The sequence below is a fragment of the Okeania sp. genome, from assembly GCF_983059655.1.
This window is the reverse complement of record NZ_CEZPJD010000209.1, coordinates 1-10,932: the sequence shown is the minus strand read 5'-3', so window position 1 is coordinate 10,932 and position 10,932 is coordinate 1. Positions and strand designations below refer to the sequence as shown.

Annotated in this window: 7 protein-coding genes; 1 reads left to right on the top strand and 6 read right to left on the bottom strand. The window is 37.4% G+C overall.

The genetic code is table 11. From position 1 onward, the window contains the following. Positions 1–106: 106 nt before the first annotated feature. Positions 107–295, bottom strand: a complete 189-nt coding sequence (locus AC3DU7_RS13695; RefSeq protein ID WP_488039893.1) for a hypothetical protein — start codon at positions 293–295, stop codon at positions 107–109. A gap of 840 nt (positions 296–1,135) precedes the next feature. On the opposite strand from AC3DU7_RS13695, the gene AC3DU7_RS13690 reads away from it, so the two are divergent. Continuing rightward, positions 1,136–3,853, top strand: a complete 2,718-nt coding sequence (locus tag AC3DU7_RS13690) for a chloride channel protein (protein ID WP_488039892.1) — start codon at positions 1,136–1,138, stop codon at positions 3,851–3,853. Positions 3,854–3,911: 58 nt separating this feature from the next. Here AC3DU7_RS13690 and AC3DU7_RS13685 read toward each other — a convergent pair whose 3' ends face one another. The 5 genes from AC3DU7_RS13685 to AC3DU7_RS13665 form a co-directional block, all read right to left on the bottom strand. Beyond that, complete coding sequence (locus AC3DU7_RS13685) at positions 3,912–4,538, bottom strand: hypothetical protein (protein WP_488039891.1); 627 nt, start codon at positions 4,536–4,538, stop codon at positions 3,912–3,914. Between the two features lie 857 nt (positions 4,539–5,395). After that, entirely contained in the window at positions 5,396–6,457 is a 1,062-nt protein-coding gene (locus AC3DU7_RS13680) for an LOG family protein (protein ID WP_488039890.1), read from the bottom strand. A 1,175-nt stretch (positions 6,458–7,632) separates the two neighbouring features. Further along, on the bottom strand, positions 7,633–7,965 hold the full coding sequence (gene trxA, locus AC3DU7_RS13675; RefSeq protein WP_488039889.1) for a thioredoxin: 333 nt from the start codon (positions 7,963–7,965) through the stop codon (positions 7,633–7,635). A gap of 967 nt (positions 7,966–8,932) precedes the next feature. Next, positions 8,933–10,096 (bottom strand): GuaB3 family IMP dehydrogenase-related protein, encoded by a 1,164-nt coding sequence (locus AC3DU7_RS13670; RefSeq protein WP_488039888.1) that lies wholly within the window; start codon positions 10,094–10,096, stop codon positions 8,933–8,935. Positions 10,097–10,364: 268 nt separating this feature from the next. Continuing rightward, positions 10,365–10,862, bottom strand: a complete 498-nt coding sequence (locus AC3DU7_RS13665; protein WP_488039894.1) for an EamA family transporter — start codon at positions 10,860–10,862, stop codon at positions 10,365–10,367. Between the last annotated feature and the right edge of the window lie 70 nt (positions 10,863–10,932).

The window sequence follows — 10,932 nt, the reverse complement described above, 5'->3', positions numbered from 1 at the left end:
TTAGCTATTTGGCCCCTACTGTAATTTGTAAATATACCAGCGCTCATTGCTATAATAGCTGTTTGCGCAGCAGTCCGCAGGAAATGCTTACGTTCAGAGATTGAACCTAAAGCTGTCGTTGTGCTTTTTGCTCTGTGTTTTTCGTTTCCTGAATAAACACTTTAAACTCTTCAAAAGTACCCTTGAAATTATTAGTTAATCCTCTGGCCAAACTTCGACTATCCCTAAACTGTTCATTTTCTGGCTGAATTTCTACTGCTCGATCGCAGGCAAATATCACATAAGTCAGATTCATTACTAAATTCTCAAGTGAATATTTTCTTATTCTTCTTCTAATTCATAAATACTACTGTGGTGTTGGTGTTTTCTTGGTTATTATTCAATCGTTACAAAAGCGATATTTTTTTGGCTTTATTCAAAATAGACATTTCCGACAATAAAAAATCAAATCAATTATCGCACAGAAATTATCAATTCTTTTCCTCTACTGCCTACTCTCTACTACCTCTTTTCCGGAGATGTCTAATTGAGATGCACCCAATTTACAAGATGAATAGTGAAAATATTGTAGTGCGGGCATCTTGCTCGCGATCGATGTACCTCATAGAGTCGCAAAGTGCTGTAATATTAGTGAGTATGATATAGTATAAGGTTGCTATTAAATAAGTAACATACTGGAGTCAGAAAAATTGGGTTGATAGAAATTATCATCCCATGAAGCACATCAGAAAAATTGGGTTGATAGAAATTATCATCCCATGAAGCACATCAGAAAAATTGGGTTGGTAGAAATTATCATCCCATGAAGCACATCAGAAAAATTGGGTTGATAGAAATTATCATCCCATGAAGCACAACATTCGTACTCCCATTAATCATGGTTATTTCATTAAGAGTGAAACCTATTGGGGGATTGAATTTGGGAGATATAGGTTTGTGGGGCATCTGGGAAAATTGAACCCCCAAACAGTTAATTCAACCCATGAGATTGTAGTTTTTCTCTAAACTCCCCACGCCCCCCTGCTACCAGATTTGATATTAACCAATAACGAAGAAGATAAAAAATAACCAGTAAGAACTAGAATAAACACAAAACTTTATTCCATACTGCCAAAACAACACCCTAAACTCTGTTATGTGGCATCAGTATATCCAACAAGAATTTCAAATCCATATCAAAAACTTTATTTATCCACTACTGAGACCGAAACGTCTAGCAGTCTTTGAAGCTTGCTTAATAGGAATGGTCTCTGGATTAGCAGCAGTTATACTAAAAGAAGGTGCAGGATGGCTAGGTAGTTTGCGCATAGCTGCATCCCTCAAATATCCACCCTGGTTATTACTACCAATTTTTGGCGCGGTTGGAGGATTTGTTGCAGGTTTCTTAGTAGAACGTTTAGCACCAGAAACAGGAGGAAGTGGAGTACCTCAAGTAAAAGCTGCCCTCGCAGGTATGAGAATTCCGTTAAACTTAGAGATTGCCATTGTCAAAATGTTTACTACCATCGTGACAGTGGGTTCTGGATTAACATTAGGGCGACAAGGCCCAACAGTACAAATAGGTGCATCCTTAGCAGCTTGGATCAGTCGTTTAGTTCCTACTTCTCCAAACTACCGTCGTCAGCTAATTGCCTGTGGTGCTGCTGCTGGTTTAGCTGCTGGCTTCAACGCCCCCATCGCTGGAGTTTTATTTGTAGTAGAAGACCTAATGCACGATGTTTCTGGTATTACCTTGGGGCCAGCAATTATTGCTTCTTTCGTTGGTGCAGTTGTTTCCCAAATGCTAGGGGGGGAAAGTTTATACTTAGATAAGAATAGTTACTTAGATCACTCAATTACAGGATTTTTACACCTCAAAGAAATTCCTTTTTACATAATTTTGGGAATATTAGCAGGTTTATTAGGAACAGCATTTAGTCGAGGAATTATTGCAGCTTTCATATTTGAGCGCCAACTAAAATTAACATTACCTTGGCGAATAGCTCTCACAGGATTAATTAGTGGTTTAATTATCGCATTTTTACCAGATTCATTTCATAACCATACAGCTTTAAGAATATTGCTAGGCAGTAACGAAGTCAGCTTACAATTTAGTTTCATTGCTTTTATCGAACACTCTATCTTGACAATATTTGCTGCCAGCTCCGGTGCTCCTGGGGGGTTTTTTGCTCCATCCTTAGTTATTGGTTCGGCCCTCGGTCGGATAGTTGGAATTTGCCAAAGTAATGTAGTCGGTATGGAACAACCAACAATTTTTGCTCTAGCAGGAATGGGTGCATTTTTTTGTGCTGTTTCAAGGGCACCAATGACAGCAGTAGTAATTATTTTTGAGAAGACACAAGATTTTCGCTTAGTATTGCCACTAATGATTGTTTCTATTGTTGCTTTATTGACTGCAGAAAAGATAGATCAAAAGTCTCTCTCAGACAGGATTTTAGATTTCAAAGGTCTGCCAATCAAGAAGAAGAAGTCAAAAAATAATTATTTGAGTAATATTAGTGCGGATGAAGTCATGCACATTCCTGTAGAAACTCTTGATTTTCACCTGACTTTGGATAAGGTAAAACAGAAGTTTTCTAGCTCTCATCATCGAGGTTTTCCAGTAGTCGATCATGATGGCTTGCTCGTAGGTATCGTCACTCAGACAGATTTAGCTTATACTCGCAAACGCGAACTTCCCGGAGACACTCTATTAAAAGAGTTTATGACATCTCATCCCATGACAGTTAAAACTACAGATAATCTGAGCGAAGTTTTGTATCTTTTACATCAATACAAACTGAGTCGTTTACCTGTGATGGAGGGTCGCCACCTGGTAGGAATTATTACTGATACTGATATTATCCGAATAGAGTCAGAACAAACAGTTAAGACAAATCTGGGAATTCATACTCAAGAGCCTTCTTATATAGTTTATCAAACGCGATCGCCTCAAGTAGGACATGGTCGATTATTAGTACCATTAAGTAATCCTAGTACTGCTCCCGCATTGTTGAGATTAGCTGCTGCGATCGCTCGGCAACGTAATTATGAATTGGAATGCGTGCAAGTTGTGGTTGTGTCTCGTCAAAATTCCCCAGCAGAAACTGTGGTAGATACAACTAAGAGTCGTCGTTTATTAGCAATGGCGGAGCGCATAGCTAAGGATTTGAAAATCCCTATGCACACTCAAATTAGGGTTGGTCACGATGTTGCTGATACTATTTTGGAAATTGTTAAGGAAAGACATATATCTCTCATACTGATGGGTTGGAAGAATGACTATTCTGCTTCAGATCGTGTTTTTGGCAGTATTGTGGATACTCTGATACGACAAGCTATTTGTGAAGTAATAGTGGTGAAGTGGGGATGTAAGAAGTTAAAAGAGGAAATATTCAAAGGTATTACTAATGCTAATGAAAGATTTGAAGCAGATCGAGATAATTTTGTTTCTGATTATATGCATTCTTTTTTTGAATGGCAACGGTGGTTAGTACCCATTCGAGATATTCCTACACAAGCTGCAGCAGTAAAGCTTTTGCCTGCCTTGGTCTCTTTAAGTATGAAACCAGAAATTTTCTTATGTCAAGTTTTAACTAAATCTGCTGTTAAGCCTAATATTAAGGAAATGAAACGAGCAGCAAAGCTTCTTCAGCATCGTTTGGATACAAAAGTTACGGCTACTTCAGTCTGTGCTAGTTCTGTTTCAACTGCTGTAGTTGATTTGGCTGATGCTCATCACTGTGACGTTGTAGTTATTGGTGCTAGTAAGGAAGGATTTTTGAAACAAGCAATTAATGGCAATATTCCAGAGGCGATCACTCGTGGTTGTGATTGTACTGTAATTTTGGTGCGGACTGCTTCTCGTAAATGATAATGAGATAGCACTTCCCGCTGCCCGTTATGTACTTATATTTATGGTATTTATGGCTTTAGGGAACAGGGAATGAGCACTTTAAGACTTGCTTAAGTCTCTGTTTCTTAGGAAGTTCAGATAGAAAGTCCCTAATTGATGAAGTAAAAGATTGGACGTTGGTCGTAGTTGCAGTTCCTTGAATCTCTAGATAGTCATGCTTTTTGCTCTCTTCTTGATGTCCTGAATATACCCGCAACCTAATCTTCAAATATTCTTCTGACTCCCATTTTGTGTTGGAAACAATTTTGGTTTCCAAAAGTGGTTCTCTGACTGAGTTAACAAAATCAAGAGTGAATGTTTCAAAAGCAGCACTGTTGAAAGCAGAGTTCAGAGCTAGTTCGAGATAGGCAACTAGGTAGATTAAATCAGAGTACATTATGCCCTGCACGTTTGACTTGAAAAAAGGCTCTGAAGGACACAAAATTGAACGTGCTATAAATTGAATCTTGCCATACATTGGAGGAAGTTGTTTCCAAACACCTGGCAAAAAGGAAAACCTGTACTCCTCCAATATCAACTGACACGCTTTTTTGATTGATGATATTTTGGGATCGTCTGTCACGCGAACGCTCTCTAGGTCATAAATTTTATCTATTTTTATGACGTCTTTAAAAAGAATTAGCTCTGGACGACCTGACTCCATTTTTTGTATAACATTAGAGTTTAGTGAATCAAGAAGAGAGAAAATTGTGGCTTTCTTGAATGCAATTTCAACCTGAAAGTCTTGAATGGGAACCCCGCCATGACAGACTTAATTAAGAACACTACGCAGACCGAGGATAGATTTATAGGTTAACTCAATCACTACTCCTTCTGTACTTGATTGAATCGCAGGAACCAATTGGTTGTCTGTTTCTAAACAAGTTACTGGTTGCTCGCGATTTATGATCCCTCCTAATTATCTGAGCTAGCTTGGGAGCTTCGTCTTTTGATATGCCAAGTATTATCTCGTCAAAATCATTTACAGTAAAATGTCGATCCACTTTTAACAATGATTTCTCAAAAATCAATAGTTCATCATTGTTGAATTTGATTCGACAAGTCTCTTGAGTTAAGGTTATAATTTCCATAACTAATCTATCTTTTTAAAGCCATCTTCTCTAAGATAACGTTCATAATCTTGTAGGTAAAAAGCAGTTGGATTCCTGGGATTGTTTATGAATATACCCCTCTTCTGTCACTTTCCTTTCTAAAAGAAATGCTATACTTAGCTAATACTTCAGTTATTAAGTAATTAACACTGATAAAATAACTTATTCCCTAATTATTAGCCAGTTAGTCCTAATAATCCTGATGTTTACCGAAAAATTGTGGTTTAAAGCCTCTCCTTTTAAGGGGATAATAAATAAAAATTTTCATTATTAGTCAATCCTCTTCTTTTCAAGGAGAGGTAATTATTAATTATTAATTATTAATTATTAATTGTTGAATTCTCCCTCACTCCCCCACTCCCCTACTCCCCGACTTAAGAAAGTGTAGAAAAGTTTTTGATCAATGGTGTTACTTATGTTCTGGATGAGTTGGTATATTTCCTCCCATCTTATTTATCTGGGCAATCATTTGATATAGTCTACCTGTATCTTTTTGGTTAAAATGCATAACTAAACGAGGAAGATGAGCAGTTTCATCTCCAGACTCTTCTGGTAAGGCTTTACTTTTTTCAATTTTTCCTATAGTCAAAATATCCTTAAACTCTTGATTTAAATAATCCACATCCCTTTCTGAAAGTTCTGAATTTAGGCGAATTACAAACTTTTCTCCCACATAACGACTTGAATGATAAATCCTGTAAAAGTTAGCGATCGCTTGACAAGCCTCTTCCAAGTTATCTGTAATAGTATATAGGCTAGGATCTTCTGGGCTAATCAAACCACGCCGAAGCAGTTGTTTATGAATAAAATCGTTCCAGTCATGCCAATAGTTTCCACCAGGACAATCTATTAACACTAGCGGCGCTGGGCCATATTTACCTGTTTGTGTTAATGTTAAACTTTCAAATGCTTCATCTAAAGTGCCAAAACCACCGGGAAATAAAGCTAAAGCATCACTTTCTCTGAGGAAAAATAACTTGCGAGTAAAAAAGTATTTAAAGTTAATTAATTTTTCTTTTCCTTCAATAAAAGGATTTGATTTTTGCTCAAAAGGTAACTGAATATTTAAGCCGAAAGATTTTTCTGCCCCAGCACCTTCATTGCCAGCTTGCATTATTCCGCCTCCACCACCTGTCATTACCATAAAACCTTGCTGAGTAATATGGCGGGCAAAATCTACGGCCATTTGATATTCTGGAGCTTCTGGGGATGTTCGTGCAGAACCAAATATCGTAATTTTACGAATGTGGCGATAGGGATAAAAAATCTCAAATCCTTTTTCCATATCCTGTAGAGAAGTGGCTAATATCTTCCAATCTAGTCTGTCTAGCTCCTCTGATGCCATGCTGACAATGGTGGAGAGCGATCGCTTAATCCATTTCTCATGCTTTAGGGTTGGCAAACTTTTGACTAATTTAGTCACTTCTGCCTCAAGAGACTCAACTGCTGTTTTCTGATAATCTGAGGCCATTAACTTTTTCCCAATGTTTAATAACTTTAATTTTTACTGGAATTTGTGAGCTGATGGTTTTTTCATTTTTCCCAGTTAATTGTATTTTATCCCCCAATTTCGCCCTTATTCTTTATTGTAAATTAAGTAAAAATTTACTTTAATTTTTCTATATTTTTATTATCTATCTAAAACTAAAAATTTTATACAGCCATACTAGTGGATTAACACAGCTAAAGCTGTGCATTAACTTTTTCGTGTAATTCTTAGTTATGGCAAGGCTTGACCGATTTTTTCTAATGTACTATTTAAGATGAAACGGTCAAATACTGGACTAACATAGGGGGATGGGGCGTTTATCTCAATTTAATGTTGAGCAATTAAGAATAGCGCACGTCTGCCTCCCCTACTACTACAAAATTATAGGCGTGTCACACCACTAGATCTGGATTTAACCGTTCCTTTTACCGAAAAATTCTGGGTATGCGCCTCCCCTTTTAAGGGGATGAAAAAAAATCGATTCAGTATTTTCAAGCCTCCGACTTTAGTCGGAGGTTCACTGATAACTGATAACTGATAATAAAAAGTCTCTCAGATTGGGGCTTACTTAGGGTTTGCTGAAAAAGTCTTATGAGTTAGGGAAGAAGTCAGGAGTCAGGAGTCAGGAGAAATGGGAGTTAATTTAGGAGATAGTCGGAAAAATTGAGGGACAATTTTTCTGCCATAATTATCCTAAAATACTAGCTTTATGCAGCTCTTGCCACCGAAAAGCCGGTACTTTTTTCAAATCAAAAACGCTAAAGCCAATATCAATCAATAGCTTGAGAATTAATCAGCAAGCCCTACTCATTTATAAATACAAATACAAAATTTCCGAGACCACTGAGAATCTCGGCTAAGTCATAAAATAGGTTAATGCTACCTTACTTGCTTGAGAAGTAAGACTGTAGAAAGAAAAAAGTTTAATTATTGATATCAGTTTACTAGAGACCTTAGAGAGCATTGTACTCTCGTCATATGAAAGTATAACTGAGATTTACTTTCTGCTTCTAAACATAAAAATATCTCAGTTGAGGTCGTTTTTTCTGTTGTTCTAGAGACACTTCATCAAATGTTTAGTCTATCTTAATTAGTTCTAGACATTGATGGGCACAAACAGTTTTCTACTACTTTCTACATATCTGTTCCAAAAATTCTCAACCATTATCGACATACTTTTCTATAGTGTTAGCCAATGTAGTTTTAGGAACAGCTCCAACCACCATATCAACTCTTTGGCCTCCCTTGAAAATCATCAAGGTAGGAATACTACGAATCCCGTACTGGCTTGCTACATTAGGATTTTCGTCCGTATTTACTTTAACTACTTTTATTTTTTCTTTATATTGATCTGCAATTTCTTCAACTACAGGAGCCACCATCCGACATGGCCCGCACCAAGGTGCCCAGAAATCTACTAAAACTGGAACGTCACTGTCAAGCACTTCTTGCTGAAAACTGCTATCGGTGACTGGAGTTGCTGCTGTCATTATTTACTAATCCTTCAATATGAATCTTTAAATGGTATGGCGTAGAATTCTTGCTTCTTTCAGATTGCCTTTTGACTAAACTTAACTTGGTACTAACGAAAGCCTAGAATTTCTCCCAAGTATATCAGTCAGACTGGCTTCACAAGCTTTACAGACTTGGTTGCTAGTCCAAGCCACGGTCTGCCTGACCGCAAAGGTGTGCCTATTTACTAGGCTTAGTGCAACTCAAAATTTTTTTTATACAGTTCATCAGTTGCCAGTTACATCTGTTTCAAAACACCTTTATTCTAATTTGGTGTTTTTTGATTGTAGCAAGTTAACTTTTCCCATAAAACACTAAATTTATTTTAGTTTAAATATATTGGGAAAAATTTAAGATAAAATCCTGAAAAATATGGTAGATTTTAACCCTACCAATGTATCTATATAAAAAGTATAGTATAAACTAGTATCAAGGTTAACAAATTATCATATAACATTTAACATTCAATAGGACTTACGCAAAATTTGACTGTGCTTTCGCCACCACAGGTTCTTAGTTTTGACCTTCTCGGACTCTTTGCCTCTAGATGATTTATCTAGCCTACGAAATAGGGAGTCAGGTATTGTAACCAGTCCGAGCTTAACACAAAATCGCCCTGGAACGGCGAGACTTTTAACCCAGCTTTTCGGTAACTATAATTTATGTATTTATGTGTACCTTACTTGATTTGCATAGTAAATGTGATACGTAAAATTCAGTAATTAATTAAGTAGCTTATGCCGAATGTGTGATACCTTAATCACTATCAAAAAAATTTTGTCCGATCTACGCTTGTGTGGCCATTTGATTTATTAGTGGCCATAAGAAACCGCCCAAACTTTTTGAGCTTGGGCGGAGTGTGGTGTGAGGAGTGAACGGAAACATGCATCTCCGCTATTTCCATTCTGACATTTCTTTTCAGATAATACCAGAGTAATCGTAAATTTACTTGCCCATACCTAATTGTTGAGCTTTTTGATAAACTTTACCTTCAGTCAACAATGAAGGAGCAATAACTACTTCAACCTGCTGCATTTCTTTCAAATCCTTAGCTCCCAAAGTACCCATGCTTGTTTTAAGAGCGCCCAATAAATTATGTGTGCCATCGTCTAATAATGCTGGACCACGCAAAATTTGCTTGATAGTACCAGTAGTACCAACCTTAATCCGAGTACCTCGTGGCAAAACGGGACTAGGAGTAGCCATACCCCAATGATAGTCACGCCCTGGTGCTTCTGCAGCCCTAGCTATAGGCGAACCAATCATCACCCCATCAGCGCCACAAGCAATACATTTACAAATATCTCCGCCAGTAATCAAACCCCCATCAGCAATAACTGGGACATAATTCCCTGTTTCTTGGTAAAAATCATTTCGTGCTGCTGCACAGTCAGCTACAGCAGTAGCTTGAGGAACTCCTACACCTAAAACACCACGAGATGTACAAGCAGCACCAGGGCCAATACCTACTAGCACCCCTGCAGCTCCTACCTTCATTAAATTTAAGGCCACTTCATAAGTAACACAGTTACCTAAAACCACAGGCATAGGCATTTCTTGGCAAAGCTTAACCAAATCCAGGTTTTCCACTGACTCAGGTGAAAGAAATGCAGTGGAAACAACTGTTGCCTGGACAAACAATAAGTCTGCACCAGCATCAGCAACTACTTTCCTATATTTCAGTGCTCCCGCAGGGGTGAGGCTTACTGCTGCAATGCCGCCTTGGCTTTTGATTTCCTTAATTCTCTGAGAAATTAATTCCGGTTGAATTGGAGCTGAATAAAGTTCTTGCATTAAACCCACAAATTCATCTTTGCCCACAGAGCTAATTTTTTCTAATATTGGCACTGGGTCAGGATAGCGAGTTTGAATACCTTCTAAGTTGAGAACTCCCATTGCTCCTAACTCAGATAATAGAACGGCCATTTTAACATCAATTACTCCATCCATTGCACTAGCAATAATGGGAATTTCTCTTTCAATGCCACCGATGCTCCATCTAGTGTCTGCTAAACTTGGATCGATTGTCCGTTCCCCAGGAACTAGGGCAATTTCATCGATTCCGTAAGCTCTGCGAGCTGTTTTTCCACGTCCAATAAATATATCCACTACTTTTAGCTATTCCCAAGACAATTTTAGTTAGAGTATCAAATTCAGAGGTGTATTGGTCATTAAGTCAAAAGTCTAAAATTAAAAGTCAAACGCAAAATAATATGAACAGGAGTCAGGAGTTAGGAGTGAAGAAAGAAGAAGTAAAGAGAAAGTTTTTTTATCACTAATTATCTGGACATGATATTACTCAATTATCGGCACTATTATTTTCTCCTGACTTCTGAATTCTGAATTCTGAATTCTGAATTCTAAATTCTGACTATAGTTAAAAACCTTTAAATCCTAAGCCGGTTTCTCTTTGCTGAGGATGTTCTTTTTCTGTAAGTTGATTAATAGCAGTTTCGTTTTTATTCCCGACTTGGCTCAATATAATTCCAACTAAAATAATAGCTCCCCCGATATAGTGAGCAGCGATGGGTTTTTCTCCTAAAATTAAATAGGCTGCTATAACTCCAGCAATGGGATTAAATGCACTGGCAATAGAAGCATCAGAACTACTGGTTTTACTTAATCCTTTTAACCACAGAATTTGACCTATTACGATAATAACTGCGCTATAAATTAACATCCATTGCCATAAAAAAGGCGACAATAGTTCCATAAAATGACCGCTGCCATAAAAATATAATGCAGCTATAAAGAAGATAAAACTTCCAAAACCATTACGAATAATATTAAAAAATCCTACCGGAATTCGATGAAGACGTGCTTTGCTAATAGTATTAGAAATTGCCACAGCTACCGCTCCAATTGCTGCTAAAATTTCTCCTAAACTGATAGATATAGCGCTACAAGTTTAGGTTAGGACATTCCTAAATCCACCAAACCCACTC